This window comes from Catenulispora acidiphila DSM 44928, assembly GCF_000024025.1.
Classification (GTDB): domain Bacteria; phylum Actinomycetota; class Actinomycetes; order Streptomycetales; family Catenulisporaceae; genus Catenulispora; species Catenulispora acidiphila.
Genome location: NC_013131.1, coordinates 6,263,887 through 6,279,522 on the forward strand (window position 1 = coordinate 6,263,887; position 15,636 = coordinate 6,279,522).

The following is a 15,636-nucleotide window of genomic DNA, read 5'->3' on the forward strand; positions in this document are numbered from 1 at the left end:
GTTGATGCGGCAGCTCAGCGCCTCAGGACTCGGGACTCGCGGGACCCGAACCTCCTGGCCTCGGCGCCGAAACCAGCGCCGAAACCCGCGCGCGCTAAGCCAGACTCGCCAGCGCGTCCTCGACGTCGACCTCGCGGCCGTACTCCCACACCGCGGCGCACATCGCCCGCAGCGCGTCCATCTTGTCCCCGTGCCCGTGCAGCACGACCTGCTCGGAGACCACCGCGGCGGTCCAGCGCGCCGAGACGAAGTTCACCCCGTCGCGGGTCGGCGCGACGTGCGCGGTCAGCAGCCCGCGCAGGTCCTCGGCGAGGTAGCTGGGGCGCCGGTCCGGCGGCGCGGCGAGCAGGTCGCGCGCCGTGGTCACGCCGGTGAAGACCAGCAGGCTGTCGGTGTTCCCGCGGACCGCGCCCTCGATGTCGGTGTCCAGCCGGTCGCCGACGATCAGCGGCCGCGTGGCGCCGGAGCGCAGGATCGACTCGCGGTGCAGCGGCAGCTCCGGCTTGCCCGCGACCTGCGGGGTCTTGCCCGAGGCGGCGCCGACCGCGGCGACCAGCGTGCCGTTGCCCGGGGCGATACCGCGCGCGGTCGGGACCGTGGTGTCGGTGTTGGTGGCGATCCACGGCACGCCGCGGCGCACCGCGTACGTCGCCTCGGCCAGGTCCTTCCAGCCGAGGTCGGGCGAATAGCCCTGGACCACGATGTCGGGCATGTCGTCGGCGCCGGCCACCGCCTTCAGCCCCAGCTCGCGCACCGCCGCCCGCAGTCCGTCGCCGCCGATCACCAGGACCCGGCCGCCCTCGCCGACGCAGGCCACCGCCATGCGCGCGGCGGCTTGGGCCGAGGTGACGACCTCGTGCGCCGCCGCGGCGACGCCGAGCTCGTTCAGGTGCTCGGCGACGGCCTCCGGGGTGCGCGAGGCGTTGTTGGTCACGTAGGTGCGCCGCATGCCGTGCTCCTGCGCGGCGCGCAGCGCCTCGGCGGCGTGCGGCACCGCGTCGGCGCCGCGGTACACCACGCCGTCCAGGTCCAGCAGCGCGGTGTCGTACGCCTCGGCGAGCGGCTTCTGGGACGTCAGGAACGGCACGGGTCCGCCGTTGCCGGCGCCCTCGTTGGTCTCAGCGGTCACACCGCTATCTGATCACATCCGCAAGATCAGGTGTCGGCCAGCCCCTTTTTACCGGTCTGCTCCCGCAGCGTGGACCGCGCGGCCCGCAGGGCGTTGGCATAGTGGCGGATTTCCGGACGCATCGCGGCGGCGGCCGACAGGTGCTCGACGGCGACATCCATCTGGCCGAGTTTGGCCGCCGCGAGTCCCCACCCGAACTGCGCGTAGTCGTCGTCCGGGCTCACGTGCGCCAGCTGCGCGAAGCTCTCCACGGCCCGCTCGTACAGGCCGCCGTCGAAGTGCGCGCGGGCCAGTGCCTCCAGCACCGGCGCGGAGTCCGGGGTCTTCTGGGCGACCTTGGTGAGCAGCTGCGCCGCGGCCGCCGGATCGCCGGCCTCCAGCAGCTGGACGCCCTGCCGGTACCAGTCGGCGGCCTCTCCGGTGGGCTCGCCGGTACCGTCCTCGGCGTCGTACTCGCCGTATCGCTCAGACATCAGATCCTCCGTCGTACTCGGCTCCCGCTACCGGCTCCCCATCCGTGACACCTTGTTGCCGTCTTTCCTTTCCACCCTCCGCCCACGTCATACCCTCGCACCGACTCGTACGATGCGTGCATGGCACACAACGATCCGCAGGCGCTCAGAATCCTCCCCTTCCGGGGACTGCGATTCGCGCCGGACCGGGTCCGGGACCCGGCGGCGGTTACTTCGCCACCGTACGACATGATCGGTCCGGATGAGGCCAGGCGACTGGCCGACATCGAGGAGCACAACGTCGTGCGGCTGATCCTGGCCGCGCCGGAGGAGCTGGCCGGCGGGCCCGGCGCGCCGGCGCGCTACCACCGGGCGGCGACCTCGCTGCGGGCCTGGATCGACGACGGGGTACTGCGACAGGACGGCGAACCGGCGTTCTACGTGTACGAGCAGACCGGGCGCGGAGTACGCCAGCGCGGGCTGATCGCTCTGGTGCGGCTGGACGACGCGGACTCCGCCGAGGCCGGCGACGCCGCCGAGCCGCGCCCGGGGCGCCGCGCGATCCTGCCGCACGAGGCGGTGACCGGCTCGGTGGTCGCCGACCGGCTGGCGCAGATGCGCGCCGTCGAGGCCCACATCGAGCCGATCCTGCTCACCTACGAGGGCGACCGCACCGTCTCGGACCTGCTGGACCAGACCGCCGACCGCACCGAGCCGCTGACCTCGACCACCACCGCCGACGGCACGCGGCACCGGCTGTGGGCGCTGACCGACCCGGTCGCCGCCGACCGCGTCGCCGCCGACCTGCTCTGGCATCGGGCCCTGATCGCCGACGGCCACCACCGGCACGCCGCCTACCGCCTGCTGCGCGCCGAGCGCGGCGGCCCGGCCGCCTACGGCCTGGCGCTGCTGGTCGACACCAGCCGCTACCCGCTGAGCCTGCACGCGATCCACCGCGTCCTGCCGAACGTCCCGCTGGAGACCGCGGTGGCCCAGGCGGGCAAGGTCTTCGCGGTACGTGAGACCCCTGACCCGCACCACGCCCTGGACGCGATCCCGGCCGGCGAACACGCCTTCGTTCTGTCGGACGGCCGCACGCACTACCTGCTCACCGCCCCCGACCCGGCGGTCCTGGCCGAGACGATCCCGGCGGACAAGCCGCGGGCCTGGCGCGCCCTGGACGCCACGGTGCTCCACCACGTCCTGGTCGAGGCGGTCTGGCAGCTCCCGGACACGCCCGAGGAGGTCCGCTTCGACCACGACCCGGTCCACGCCGTCGCCGAGGCCGCCCGCATCGGCGGCACCGCGGTCCTGCTGCGCCCGACGACCGAGGACGTGGTCCGCCAGCTGGCCGGCGCCGGAGTGCTGATGCCGCGCAAGTCGACGGCCTTCGGGCCGAAGCCGGCGACCGGGCTGGTGATGCGGCTGCTCGCGGAAGGCCAGTCACAAGGTTAGTCACAAGGCCGGCGAGAAAGCCGGCGATAAGGCCACTGACACCGAGGTGACCTCGGCCACCCTGCGCCCGAGGTCACCTGGTGCTTTCCGAAGCCGGCGCCCCCTGGGCACGTCCCGATCACCGGGCGGACACCTGACGGTTGGCGGCTTGCGTTATCGTCGCCCGCCATGGGAATAGCCGACAGACTGTTCGGGTCCGCCCGCGACCGGTTCGGGAAAGAGGTCGCGGCACGGGTCCGGGCTGTGGACGCCGTGGCGCGCGCCGACTACGACCCGGTGGAGTTCCAGGTCGTAGTGCAGGGGGCGCGGGGCGGCGAGCCGTCGATCATCAACCTGGAGACGGTGTTCCGCGAGACTCAGGGCGCCCCGGCAGGGGTCCGCAGGGCGGCGATCGGGCGGCTGGTCGACATCGCCGCGCTGCCGCCGACGCCCGACCACTGGGACGACGTGCGGGCCACCCTGCGCCCGGTCCTGCGGCCGATCCCGGCGGACCCGAAGTTCGACCTGGTCAGCCGCCCCGCCGGGCCCTACCTGTCCGAGATGCTGGTTCTCGACACCCCCTCGGCCATGCGCTACGCCGCCCGCACGGACCTGAAGCGCTGGGAGGTGAGCGCCGAGGAGGCCTTCGCCACCGCGCACCGCAACATGGCCCGCACGGTCACCACCTCCCTGGACGAAGCCCGCCGCCGCGAGGGCAGCGCCGAGCCCATCCGGCTCACCGACAACGGCGACGCCTACCTGACCTCTCTCCCGCTGGTCCAGGGCTGGCTGGCGACGATGCACCGGCTCGCCGGCGCGCGTCCGCTCGCGTTCCCGATCAGCAACAACACCCTGCTCCTCGCCTACGAGACGGATGACGCCGCGGCACTGGCCAAGGCCTTCGAGGTCGCGGAGCGCGAATGGCGCGAATCCGCCCGCCCGATCAGCCCGGCGCCCCTGACGGTCGACGACGAGGGCGCCGTGGTCCTGTACCAGCCCGCGCACGACCACCCGGCGCACGCGGCGGTCAAGCACGCGCAGATCCTGCTCGCGATGGACGCCTACGGTCCGCAGACGGAGTACCTGCGCGCCATCGCAGGACCCGGTGACCCCTTCCCCGCCGCGCTGAAGGGCTTCCGCAGCCCGGAGGGCGCCGAGGTCACCGCCGCATCCTGGGCTGACGACGAAACCTCGCTGCTGCCGGCGGCGGACGTGGTCGCCTTCCCGAAGCACAACGAGAAGATGCTGCTGATCCCGTGGACGGTGGTCGCCGAGGAAGCCCGACTGACCCCCGCCGAGGGCTACCACCCGGCGCGCTACCGGGTCGGGGAATGGCCGGACGCGGATGTCATGGAGCGGATGAGGAAGCTGGCCGCGGAGGCGGCAGAGGCGGCGCGGGGTCAGGGCTGACCGTTCGCGAGGAGCGCCATGATCGAGGAGCGCCATGATCGAGGAGCGCCATGATCGAGGTCCGAACCAGGCCGATCAGCCCTCGACGACCGTCCCGCCCCACTCGGCGGGATCCACGTCGCGCACCGACTCGCAGAACTCCCAGCGATGCCCGGCCAGGTCCTCGACGGTGAACTGCAACTCCCCGAACGGCTGCTCGGCGAGGTCGGCGAGGATCGCGGCGCCATGGGACTTCGCGCGCTCATACTGCGCCCGCACGTCCTCGACCCGCACCTTCAGCACATGCGTCTCGACGCCGGGCTGCGGCGGCGTGCGCTGCCCGCGCACGTCGGCGATGATCACGGCACCGTCCTCGCCGACGCGCATCTGCGAGCGGTGGTCCTCGCCGATCCGGATGCGTTCGGCGAACCCGAACACCGTGGTGAGCCACTCCACAGCGGCTCGCACGTCCGGGTAGACCAGGACCGGGATGACTGTCGCGGACGGGATCGAACGGTTCGGCTTCACGATCTCCACGCTACGCCAAGACCGGCGCGGGCGACCCCTGTAGCGGCCGCCCGCGCCGGTCGCGCGGGGTGATCAGCAGATCAGCAGATCAGCGGTCGATCACCGATCCGGCGCTCACCAGTCACCAGTCACCTCACCGCAGCGTGAACGGCGCCGACAGGTCGACGTCGTACGGAGTGGTGTCAGCCTCCTTGTCGACCTGCAGCACGTAGCCGCCGGGCTCGACGGTCGGCGGCGCGGATGCGTTGATGTCGCCCTGGCTCCGGGCCAGCGCCGTGGCCGGGAAGCTGACCTTCACGGTCTGCGACGCCCCGGCGGCCAGCGTCACCCGGGTGAAGCCGACCAGGCGCTGCGGCGGCTCGGCCGAGGCGCTGACCGGCTGGGCCACGTACAGCGGCACCACGTCCGTGCCGTCGCGCGTTCCGGTGTTGGTGACGGTCAGCGTCGCGGTGAGGGTGCCGTGCGCCGAGGCGTTCGGCGTCACCGCCAGCGCCGAGTGGCTGAAGGTGGTGTAGGAGAGCCCGTATCCGAACGGATAGAGCGGGTTGTAGGCGTTCCCCGGCCCGGAGCCGGTACCCGGCAGCTGGTCGAAGAACTTCGGCTCGTCGCCCAGCGGGGACGGCGCGGTGCTGTTGAAGTCGCCGCCGACCGCCGGCGCGTCGGACGGCCAGCTGATCGACAGGTGGCCGCTGGGGTCGGTCTTGCCGAACAGCACGTCGGCCACGGCCTGCCCGGCCTCGGTGCTGCCCTGGTAGGCCATCACGACCGCGCTGGCCTTCTCCGCCGAGCCCAGAGCGACCGGACGGCCCGCCTCGACCACGACGATCACCGGCTTGCCGGTCGCCTCCAGCGCGGAGATCAGCGCCTGCTGGTCCGCCGGGAGCGCCGGGGCGGGATTGTCGCCGAGGCCTTCGGCGTACGCCTTCTCCCCCACCACCGCGACGTAGGCGTCGGTGTTCGGGGCGGCAGCCACGGCGGCCGCCTGGTCGGAGATGGCCGTGGCGTGGGTGTCGGCGCCCAGGACCCCGGTCTGCACCGTGGTCCCCGGCGGGATCTGGTCCGGCGAGCCCATGCAGCACACGTGCCCGGCGCCGGCGACGCCCTGCCAGCTCACGCTCCAGCCGCCGAGCTGGTTGGTCATCGAGTCCGCGCTGGGACCGGTCACCACCACGCGGCTGCCGGCGGGCAGCGGCAGCACGCTGTTCTGGTTGCGCAGCAGCGTGATCGACTCCTGCGTGGCCTTCAGGGTCTGGTCACGCCCGGAGGTCACGACCGCGTCGGCCGCCCCGGCGTTCAGGCACGGCTTGCCCGGGTCGGCCACACAGGGCTGGTCGAACAGTCCGAGCTGGAACTTCATGGTCAGGATGCGGCGCACGGCGTCGTTGATCGTCGACATCCTGATCTTGCCGTTGCCGACGTCCTGGATGATCGCGCTCTGCCACTGGTCCGGGCCGTTGACCTCCATGCTCATGTCCAGACCCGCGTTCACCGCCAGGGCGACGGCGTCCGGCAGGCTGGCGGCGATGTGGTAGGTCGTCTGCAGCGCCTGCACGTCCTGGTAGTCGCTGATCTCGACGCCCTTGAAGCCCATCTGGCCGCGGAGGATGTCGGTGAGCAGGTAGTGCGAGGAGGTGGCTGGGACGCCGTTGATGGACCCGGAGTCGACCATCACCGCGTCGGCGCCGGCGTTGATCGCCCCGGCGTAGGACGGCAGGATCGTGCTCTGCAGATAGTTCAGCGGCAGCAGCGCTTCGTCGCGGTCGTGGCCGTTGACCGACTCCGAATACCCGGCGAAGTGCTTGACGGTCGCGCTGACGTCCAGGCCGCCGGCCGGAGCCGGGGTCTGCAGGCCGGTAACGTTTGCGGCTCCCATCGCCGAAGACAGAGCGGGCTCCTCGGCCCACGTCTCATAGGTGCGTCCCCAGCGGTTGTCGCGCGCCAGGTCCTGGACCGGGGCGAAGGCCCACGTCCAGCCCGTCGAACGCAGCGCGGTGGCGGTCATCGCGCCGCCGGCCTTCGCCTGCGAGGGGTCCCAGGTCGCGCCCATGCCGATCGACTGCGGGAACAGCGGCGCCTGCCAGGGGTGGCCGAAGCCGTGCACGGCGTCCACGCCGAAGCTGAGCGGGATGTGCAGCCGCGAGTGGGCGATCGCGTACTGCTGGATGGTGTTGTAGTCGTTGGCCCAGTCCTGAGCGGTGTTGCCGCTGGTGCCGCTGCCCGTGGTGTCAGAAGGGTTATCGGTTCCGCCGGCCAGGATCGAGCCGACGTTCTGGTCGATCAGCGCCGACTGCATACAGGCGGGGGTCGGAAGGTTGAAGCCGGCCGCCCCGCAGGCGCCGCCGGAGGCGGCGGTCGCGTTGTCGACCAACTGCTGATCCATCTGCCCGGCCTTCTCCGGCAGGGTCATGCGGCCGAGCAGATCGTTGACCCGCGCGGCGATCGGCGCGGTCCGGTCCAGGTATCTCGGCTGCGCGGTGCTGGCCGCGGCGCCGGTCGCGGCGGCGGCGTCGACGGCCGCCAAGGTGAGCGCGGCGGCGATGGCGACGTGCGCCACGCGCCGGGTCGAGCGCGCCTGTGTACGGCTCCTGAGCGGCCGTGACCAGGGTGTTCGAGCACGCATCAAGGACACTCCCAGCTGAAAACTAGCTTTGATGAGTGGAGTTTGGTGCGGCCGCAAACAATCTTGCTGATGAGGAGTCAGTCAACTGCGGGAACCCGGGGGCGTCAAGGCTCGGCGACACAACGGAAACACTCCGGCCGCCGTCGCCGCTCCCTTCCGCGAGGAGGAACAGGAGCGGCCACGGCGGCCGGAGCCGGGGACGGTGCGGGTTCAGCGCCTTCTTCGCACGGCGCCCATCGTCATCCCTTGGCTGGCCAGGCCGAGCAGCACGGCCACGGCGCCGATGGCGACGTTGTTCCAGATGACGGCCCTTCCGGCGGTGTGGCCCACGGTCACCACCCAGGGCGAGATGATCATCCAGACGCCGACCGGCACGCAGATCCAGCCGAGCCGGTACAGCCGCTCGGGCTGGAGGGCCAGGCCGAAGCCGAACGCGGCCAGGGTCAGGCCGATCACCAGGTTGTTCACCCGCAGGTTGGCGTCGATGGAATGCACCACCCACGGCGATATCGCGAGGTACATCCCGAGCAGCACGACCATGCCGTCCAGCGCCGTCGCGCGGGGACCTTGGACGACCTTGGCGAACCGTTCCTGCATTTCCCTCGCATCCGGATGCGTGGTGATGTCCGACGCATGCCGCGGTGCGGTCTCGGACATGGCTCTCACTTCCCTTCCCGATGTCGGAGATCGAGCCGTTTTTACCAAGTATCCGCTTATGTTCCCCATTAGGCCACATCCGGCTCGCGAGGCTGGCCATACCTCGTCAGGCCGAGCCGTATCGGGCCATATAAGGAACTGGACGGTGGGTGCGCGCGTGGGAAGCTGGTCTTCCTCAAGCCCTGCGCACACTGGGTACTCCGTCCCGAGGAGATCACAGTGAGGGCCGATAGATACGCGGGTATGCGGCTGCTATGTCCTCGGTCCGGTTAACGTCAGTCACCAACTGGCACAAGTCGTCCATCACATGGCGCCGATGGACGGCGCGAGCTGCGATTCCCGTGGTGGCGGCGTTCGTGCTCCTGGCTTCGCTGTGGATGGCCGTGCGCATCACGCCGTTGCAGTCGGTGACCGCCGCCGGACAGACGGTCGAAGTGGGCGCCGCCGCTCCGGGATGGGGCTTGTCCGGTCCGGGCGAAATGGACTTGTTCGGCCAGACGATCTCCACCCAGCCGCAGTTTCCGGGACCGGTCCGTCCTCGGCTGCGGCTGACGCACATCACGGCGAACGCCGAGCTGGAGCAGCTGCTCGGTTCCAGCGACAAGAGCAGCGCGGGCGTTCTGGGCCGCCAGCTGTCCTCCGGCTGGCTGCGGTACGGGCTGTGGGAGGGCGCGGTGTCGGCGGGGATCGTCGTGATGGTGCTGGCCGCCGTGACCGGGCTCCGCCGGTACTCGCTGCGCCGCACCGTCATCGTGCTGAGCACCGGCGCGATCGCGATGACGGCGGTCAACGTGGTGGGCTTCGGGCTGCTCGCCTCCGGCACCCCGAGCGCCCTGCGGCACGTGCACTCGCTGTCCGACCTCGTCGGCCGCAGCATGGGCTACCCAGTCGCCCCCGCCGACGGACCGGCGCTGAGCGGCGTGCAGGCGGTGGTGATCGGCGACTCCACCGCGGCGGCCATCGGCAACCGTCCGGTATCCCACCCCAGCGCCCTGGACCAGGCCTGCGGCCGCAGCGCCGACTCCTTCGCCGCGCAACTGGCCACGGTCAACAACTGGAACGTACTGAACCTGGCCTGCTCCGGCGCGACCGTCCGCACCGGCCTCCTCGGCCCGCAACCCGCCGGCCCGCTCAGCGCCCCGCCCCAGATCGCCCAACTCCAGCGCGCGCCCAAAGCCCGCGTGGTCATCGTCAGCGTCGGTGCCGACGACCTCCACTGGGCCGACCTGACCCGCTTCTGCGCCGCCAGCCCCACCTGCGACGACCGCGTCACCGACGCCTACTTCCAACAGCAGACGGCCCAATTCGTCCTGGACTACCGCGAACTCCTCACCCAACTAGCCGCCCTCCCCGGCCACCCAGCCGTCATCATCAACCAGTACTACGACCCCTTCGGCCCCGACACCTCCTGCCTAGCCGCCGAACACGTCGACGCCGCCAAAGCCAAAACCCTCCAAGGCCGCCTGGACCAGCTCAACACCGCCCTGAAGCAAGGAGCCGACGCAGCCGGCTTCATCACCGTCCAACCCTCCTTCGCCGGCCACGCACTGTGCAGCCCCGAACCATTCGTCCAAGGCCCGAAAGACAAGGCCCCCCTGCACCCCACCGCCGCCGGCGAGCTGGCAATAGCACTGGCCGACCAGCAGGCACTGTTCAGAGCCGAGCAAGCGGCCGCAGCGGCGCAGTCCTCAAACGGACAGACACCGGACGGGCAGACGCCCGACGGGCAGAGCGCCGGCGGGCAGTCGGCAGGCGGGCAGACGCCGGGGACCGGTCAATCGTGAACTCGTTCGACGGTTCTCTAGCCTTCTGCGGCGTCCAGCAGCTCCGGAAGCGTGCCCGTCCAGGACCGTATCAGGGTGTAGACATTCCGCCACATGCCGGGAACCGTCGGGCGTTCCGCAGCCCGGCGTTTTAGATAGTCCACCGCGGCGGCGTTCAGTCTCGCTTGGCCGCTGGTCGGGCGGCGCCGGTGGGCGGCGAAGGACGAGGACTGGCCGGCGTAGCACGTCACGGTGAGGGCCGGTCGGACGATTTCCACAGCGTCGGCGGCAGACACCAGTTCCAGCTCCAACGCTGACCACAGGTGCTCGATGGTCAGCTCCTTGTCGACCGGAGTTCTGGCGAGGAGCGACAGCGGATTGCCGTGGCCCAGCGGTCCGGCGTCTGGCGGCGGCCAGTAGTACGGCGGGAGGTACGGCGGTCGCGGCGGCTCTGGGACGGTCGGCGCGCCGTTGGGGGCGTTCGAGTCCTGCTTCAGGTGAGCCGGCGCCGGACGCCCTTCGAGCAGCGCGAATCGCACATCGGCCGGGCACGCGGGATGGCCAGCCAGCAACTTCGCCGCCATCCTCGGCAGCCGCCGGGCCAGTCCGACCGCGGACACCAGCGACCAGTCCACTTGAAAAGGCTCGCCGAGAATCTGCTCAGCCAGGCGGTCGTCGGTGCGGGCGCGCACCGCGCTGAGCCGCCGCAGCAGCGCGCCGGTTCCGATGAAGCGCTCCTCGGCGGTGCTCAGGAACGGCTCGGGGTCCGCCTCGGCGCAGGCTTCTGCGATCTGCACGGTCACATCGTCCAACGGCGCGTCGGCGGGCAGTGCCGCGAGGACCTCGCGGACCTTCTCGACGCCGCCGGCCAACCGAACCGTCCGCCAGCCGGTGGCCCACACCGTCGGCCGAAGCGGGGGCGTCCAGCGCCGCGTGCGCCGATCGATCAGGGCAGCCGCGGCCAGATCCGCGTCCGCCGACTGCAACGCGCGGCTGTGGTTGGAGGAGTTGTAGCCCCTCCCGGTCGCGACGGCGGCAGGCGCGCGCAGCCGGAGCCGGCTTTCGAGCTCGAAGGGCAGATTCATGTTGTCCGCCAATGCAAAATCGATGCCCGGATCGTCCATGGCGAACAGCCGCGCTTGCGCTTCTGCGGAATTCGTCACGCGCGCCAGCGCCTGCCGCACCTCCAGCGTCCCGTCGGCGGTCGCGCTCTCGACGACCAGCGGCGGGTGGTCGTGCCCGATCCGGAAGTAGTCCGGGTCGGCCTCGACCACCTCGCGCAGCGCCACCGCCCGCGATTCCCGAGGCAGCAAGGCGATCAGGCAGCCGACGTCGAACCTCCGGCCCATGCGATCACTGCTGGATTCCTCGAAAAGCTCATCACTGGGGATCTGCCCGGACACGTGCCCATCTCATCACATGCCCGGGTACCCGCTCCCCCGCTCAGCTGTTGTGGACGATGCTGTAGATCCCCCACCCCATCGCCGCCAGCACGGCAGCGAAACAGAGGACTGCGATCGTCGCTCCCAGCGGTCCGGCACGCCCGGCACGCCCGGCAGTGGCAGCGGCAGCGGCGCCCGCAGCACCTTCCCTCCCATCACCGCCGACCACCGCGCCCTCCGAACGCGGGTTGAGCGCACGCAGGCCGAGGGCGAACAGCGCGGGCAACCCGGCTCCGGCGAGCAAGCCGATCACCACGATCTTCCACAGCGCGGTCAGATTGATCCAGGAGTTCACAGTCACTGCTTCCTTTCGCTACGCCGCGCCAGCCGGTTCACAACGACGCTCCGGCGACCGCCGGGCTCGCGGCCGGAGCCACCGAGCCGGACCACTCGCTGTTGACGTTCGACGGCGTCACCGCATTGCGGCGCGCGGCGAGGAAGAACGCCGCGGCGCAGCCGGCCAGCACCACGAAGATCGTCGAGGCGCCGGGCGTCCCGCCGATCGCGTGCGCCGAGGCGTAAGCCAGCGCACCGACGATCCCGGCGGCCGGCAGCGTGAAGACCCACGCCGTCGCCATCCGTCCGGCGACCGCCCAGCGGACCTCGGCGCCCCTCTTTCCCACGCCCGAGCCGAGGATCGATCCGGTGGCGACATGCGTTGTGGACAGGGAGTAGCCGAAGTTGCTGGACAGCAGGATCACCGCGGCGGACGCCGACTCCGCGGCCATGCCCTGCGGCGCCTCGATCTCCACCAGGCCCTTTCCCAGGGTCCTGATGACGCGCCAGCCGCCGAAGTAGGTACCCAGGCTGATCGCCAGCGCGCAGGAGATGATGACCCACGCCGGCGCCTTCGCGTGCTCCCCGAGGGAGCCGTTGGCGATCAGCGCCAGGGTGATGATGCCCATGGTCTTCTGCGCGTCGTTGGTGCCGTGCGCGAGGGAGACCATGGACGCCGAGCCGATCTGCCCGACGCGGAACCCGCGGTTGCGGACGCCGGCGTCCATGCCGCGGTCGAGCCGGTAGACCAGGAACGTGCCGACGGCCGCCACGAAGGCGGCGATCACCGGCGAGAGCACGGCGGGCAGCACGACCTTGGAGACCAGGCCGTGCCACTGCACCGCGTGCCCGCCGGCGGCGGCCAGCGTCGCGCCGACGACGCCGCCGATCAGGGCGTGCGAGGAACTGGACGGGATGCCCAGGTACCAGGTCGCGAGGTTCCACAGGATGCCGCCGGCCAGCCCGGCGAACACCACGGTCAGCGTCACCAGGTGCGCCTGCACCAGTCCGCTGGCGATGGTCGCGGCGACGCTGAACGAGAGGAACGCCCCGACCAGGTTCAGGACACTCGAGACGGCGACGGCGACCCGGGGCGGCAGCGCCCCGGTGGCGATCGACGTGGCCATCGCGTTGCCCGTGTCGTGGAATCCGTTGGTGAAATCGAAGCCCAGCGCTGTGGCCACCACGAGCGCGAGCAGGACGCTGTTGCCGTTCACGCAGTCATGGTGACCACCTCGCGTGGCAGAAAACGGTCAGCCGCACGAAGATTGAGCAACCGGCGAGAAGTTCATGGAGAGCTGACGCCTCGTCACCGGATGTTCACCTCGCCGGCAGTGTTCACCCGACCGGCGCGGTACCCGGCAGACGTCGAGTGTCCGCCGGGAGCTTGGAGACCTCCGGTTCACGCAGAACACTGAGCTTGCCGTTCTTGATACGCGCCAGATGCGGCACGCGCTTGGCGATCGCAGAATCGTGCGTCACCATCACGACGGTCAGCCCCCGGTCCCGCCACAGGCTCTGCAGCAGCGCGAAGATCTCGTCGCGGGTTTCCTCGTCCAGGTTGCCGGTGGGCTCGTCGGCCATGATGACCTCCGGCTCCTTCACCAGCGCGCGGGCGATGGCCACGCGCTGCTGCTGGCCGCCGGACAACTCGGCCGGCAGGTGGCTGCGGCGCTCGTCCAAGCCGACGTCGGCCAAGGCGCGGGCGGCGCGCTCGCGGCGTTCGGTGGCGGAGACTCCCAGCGGGACCAACGCCGTCTCGACGTTCTCCTGCGCGGTCAGGGTGGGGATCAGGTTGAAGGACTGGAAGATGTAGCCGAAGTGCCGCGCCCGCAGTTTCGTCAGCTGCGTCTCGTTCATCCCGGCCATGTCGCGGCCGTTGAACACCAAGCGGCCGCCGGTCGGGCGGTCCAGGCCGCCGATGAGTTGCAGCAGGGTGGACTTGCCGTGGCCGGTCGGGCCCTGGATGGCGAGCAGGTCGCCGTCCGGGATGACCACGTCCACGCCGCGCAGGGCTTCGACAGTGTCCTTGCCGCGCTTGTAGGTCTTCGTGAGACCACTGATCTCGTACATCGCTGTGTCTTTCGTTTCGGGGAGGGCTTCAGGGGCGGGCTCGGGTCAGGCGAGCTTGCGGAGGGCGTCGGCGGGGCGCAGGGACGAGGCGCGCCAGCCGCCCAGACCGCCGGCGACCAGACCGCCGAGCAGGGCCAGGCCGACCGCGACGAGCAGAATCGTCAGGCCCACCTGCGCCGAGAGGTGGACGGCGACGGTCTGGGCGCCGCGGCCGCCCCCGCCGAAGGTGCGACCACCGGTGCCGCCGGTGCCGCCGCCGCCAGTGCCGCCACCGCCACCGCCACCGAAGCCGCCCGGCGCACCGGACCCACCCGACGCACCGCCGGTCGTCGCCGACAGCTTCGGCGAGAACGCGTTGATCGCCTGGGCTCCGGCGAAGCCGAGCGCGATACCGGCCACGCCGCCGATCAAACCGGTGACCACGGACTCGCCGATCACCTGGCGCACCACGCGGCGCGAGCTCCATCCCAGGGCCTTGAGCGTGCCGAACTCCCGGACCCGGCGTCCCACCGAGGACATCGTGAGCAGCCCGGCGATGGCGAAGGCGGCGGCCAGCACCGCGATCGACAGCCACTTGCCGAGGTTGTTCGCCAGCGAGGCGGTCGAGGACAGCGAGCCGGTCACCGACTTGGCCAGGTCCGCGGCGGTGGTGACGGTCGCCGCGGTGTCCGCGGTCTTGATGCCGGCGGAGACCGCGTCGATCTCGGTCGCGCTGGCGGCCTTCACGTAGATCGTCGAGACGTTCCCGGTCTGCTTGGACAAGGTCTGCGCCACCTGCAGCGGGATGAAGATGCCGGTCTGAGTGGTCCCGGACGCCACGCCCACGACGCTGAACTTGGTCCCGGCCAGGGTGACCGTGCCGCCGGCCGCGACCTTGTTCGCCGAGGCGTACGAGGCGCTGACGACGGCCACGTCGGCCGTGCTGTCGGCGGTGGTGAACGCGCGGCCGGAGTCCAGCGTCAGCGCGGACATCGGACCGGTGGCCAGGTTCGCGGTGTCGACGCCGGTGACGGTGAGGATGTTGGCGTTCCCATTGCCGGAGGCCGGGCCGCCGAAGCGCGGGCCGCCGTTTCCGCCGTTGCCGCCAGTCCCGCCGGAGCGGCTGCTGCCCGAACTCGGGGCCTGACCCTGCTGCGCCTGGTCCTGCGTGATCTGCTGCTGCACCGTGGTGTCGATCTTGAAGTCGGTCAGGGTCAGCGCGCCGACCGCCTGCTGCACCCCGGAGACCCCGGCGACCTTCTTCAGGGTGTCCGCCGGCATCGCCTTGGTCCCGAAGGAGAGGTTCAGATTGTCCGAGGACGTCGCCTGCGTCTTGGTGCCGGAGGTCGTCCCGGCGTCCGGTCCGTTGAAGGAGAAGCGCTGGCCGCCGTTGCCGGAACCGGGAGCGGCGGTCTCGGTGACGGTCATGTCGGTCCCGACGCCGTACAGCGAATGCAGGACCGAGTCCTGCGCGGTCTTCACGCCGTGCGAGGCGGCGCTCACCGTGATCGTGAGTCCGATGCCGATCGCGAGGCCGAGGGCCACCACGATGGCCTGCTTGCTGCGTCTGCGCAGCTCACGGCTCAGGTAGGAGAAGAACATGAAGTGGGTCATCCCTTGGCATGGGTGGTCGCGCGTCGGCGCCGGAAAGGTGGCTCGACTGTGCGGACCCGCCGTGGGAATGGAATGAAGGATTAATGAGAGAGCGATGAGGAATTGTCGAGGAGAATTCGACCCGGACGACTCTTCAGATACCCCTCATTTTCGCCACACTATATGTTCAGCATTTCAGGAGACCATCGGCACCGTGATCCGCCCGCCGTCGCCCGTTCGCCGCACCTGCCTCGTGCATCCCGGCCCGCGGTGGTCGACTGGTCCGGTGACGTTGATCGTG

General features: G+C 71.0%; 13 protein-coding genes. 3 read left to right on the plus strand and 10 right to left on the minus strand.

The genetic code is table 11. The features are described 5' to 3' along the window. Window positions 1-94: 94 nt before the first annotated feature. Together CACI_RS26910 and CACI_RS26915 are read right to left on the minus strand one after the other, a co-directional pair. A complete protein-coding gene (locus CACI_RS26910) occupies window positions 95-1,129 on the minus strand; it encodes an HAD-IIA family hydrolase (protein ID WP_015794027.1) in 1,035 nt (344 codons plus the stop codon). A gap of 26 nt (window positions 1,130-1,155) precedes the next feature. Further along, window positions 1,156-1,602 (minus strand): tetratricopeptide repeat protein, encoded by a 447-nt coding sequence (locus tag CACI_RS26915; RefSeq protein ID WP_015794028.1) that lies wholly within the window; start codon window positions 1,600-1,602, stop codon window positions 1,156-1,158. Window positions 1,603-1,722: 120 nt separating this feature from the next. Between CACI_RS26915 and CACI_RS26920 the strand changes: the two genes are divergently transcribed. Both CACI_RS26920 and CACI_RS26925 read left to right on the plus strand, forming a co-directional pair. Further along, window positions 1,723-3,036: a DUF1015 family protein gene (locus CACI_RS26920; RefSeq protein WP_015794029.1), complete on the plus strand. Its 1,314-nt coding sequence runs from the start codon at window positions 1,723-1,725 to the stop codon at window positions 3,034-3,036. Between the two features lie 168 nt (window positions 3,037-3,204). After that, entirely contained in the window at window positions 3,205-4,425 is a 1,221-nt protein-coding gene (locus CACI_RS26925) for a hypothetical protein (RefSeq protein WP_015794030.1), read from the plus strand. A 75-nt stretch (window positions 4,426-4,500) separates the two neighbouring features. Here CACI_RS26925 and CACI_RS26930 read toward each other — a convergent pair whose 3' ends face one another. The 3 genes from CACI_RS26930 to CACI_RS26940 form a co-directional block, all read right to left on the minus strand. Continuing rightward, the gene (locus CACI_RS26930; protein ID WP_041540481.1) at window positions 4,501-4,932 is read right to left on the minus strand and encodes a VOC family protein; all 432 of its coding nucleotides are present in this window, start codon (window positions 4,930-4,932) and stop codon (window positions 4,501-4,503) included. Between the two features lie 133 nt (window positions 4,933-5,065). Further along, window positions 5,066-7,486, minus strand: coding sequence for a glycoside hydrolase family 3 N-terminal domain-containing protein (locus tag CACI_RS26935; RefSeq protein WP_041540482.1), 2,421 nt, complete (start codon window positions 7,484-7,486; stop codon window positions 5,066-5,068). Window positions 7,487-7,762: 276 nt separating this feature from the next. Beyond that, a complete protein-coding gene (locus CACI_RS26940) occupies window positions 7,763-8,209 on the minus strand; it encodes an SPW repeat protein (RefSeq protein ID WP_015794033.1) in 447 nt (148 codons plus the stop codon). Between the two features lie 344 nt (window positions 8,210-8,553). Here CACI_RS26940 and CACI_RS26945 point away from each other — a divergent pair, with 344 nt between their 5' ends. After that, window positions 8,554-9,993 (plus strand): SGNH/GDSL hydrolase family protein, encoded by a 1,440-nt coding sequence (locus CACI_RS26945; protein WP_223297244.1) that lies wholly within the window; start codon window positions 8,554-8,556, stop codon window positions 9,991-9,993. Window positions 9,994-10,010: 17 nt separating this feature from the next. Here the strand turns inward: CACI_RS26945 and CACI_RS26950 are convergent, their stop codons facing one another. From CACI_RS26950 to CACI_RS26970, 5 genes are all read right to left on the minus strand, one after another. After that, entirely contained in the window at window positions 10,011-11,375 is a 1,365-nt protein-coding gene (locus tag CACI_RS26950) for a hypothetical protein (protein ID WP_015794035.1), read from the minus strand. Between the two features lie 40 nt (window positions 11,376-11,415). Next, window positions 11,416-11,709: a hypothetical protein gene (locus CACI_RS26955; protein ID WP_015794036.1), complete on the minus strand. Its 294-nt coding sequence runs from the start codon at window positions 11,707-11,709 to the stop codon at window positions 11,416-11,418. Between the two features lie 37 nt (window positions 11,710-11,746). Next, window positions 11,747-12,907 (minus strand): inorganic phosphate transporter, encoded by a 1,161-nt coding sequence (locus tag CACI_RS26960; RefSeq protein ID WP_015794037.1) that lies wholly within the window; start codon window positions 12,905-12,907, stop codon window positions 11,747-11,749. Window positions 12,908-13,028: 121 nt separating this feature from the next. Continuing rightward, window positions 13,029-13,763: an ABC transporter ATP-binding protein gene (locus tag CACI_RS26965; protein ID WP_015794038.1), complete on the minus strand. Its 735-nt coding sequence runs from the start codon at window positions 13,761-13,763 to the stop codon at window positions 13,029-13,031. A gap of 45 nt (window positions 13,764-13,808) precedes the next feature. Next, complete coding sequence (locus CACI_RS26970) at window positions 13,809-15,356, minus strand: ABC transporter permease (RefSeq protein ID WP_223297245.1); 1,548 nt, start codon at window positions 15,354-15,356, stop codon at window positions 13,809-13,811. Between the last annotated feature and the right edge of the window lie 280 nt (window positions 15,357-15,636).

Coding starts and splice junctions, on each gene's coding strand:
- CACI_RS26915 (WP_015794028.1), bottom strand. CDS start 1,602: ATGTCTGAGCGATACGGCGAGTACGACGCCGAGGACGGTACCGGCGAG.
- CACI_RS26920 (WP_015794029.1), top strand. CDS start 1,723: ATGGCACACAACGATCCGCAGGCGCTCAGAATCCTCCCCTTCCGGGGA.
- CACI_RS26925 (WP_015794030.1), top strand. CDS start 3,205: ATGGGAATAGCCGACAGACTGTTCGGGTCCGCCCGCGACCGGTTCGGG.
- CACI_RS26940 (WP_015794033.1), bottom strand. CDS start 8,209: ATGTCCGAGACCGCACCGCGGCATGCGTCGGACATCACCACGCATCCG.
- CACI_RS26965 (WP_015794038.1), bottom strand. CDS start 13,763: ATGTACGAGATCAGTGGTCTCACGAAGACCTACAAGCGCGGCAAGGAC.
- CACI_RS26970 (WP_223297245.1), bottom strand. CDS start 15,356: ATGACCCACTTCATGTTCTTCTCCTACCTGAGCCGTGAGCTGCGCAGA.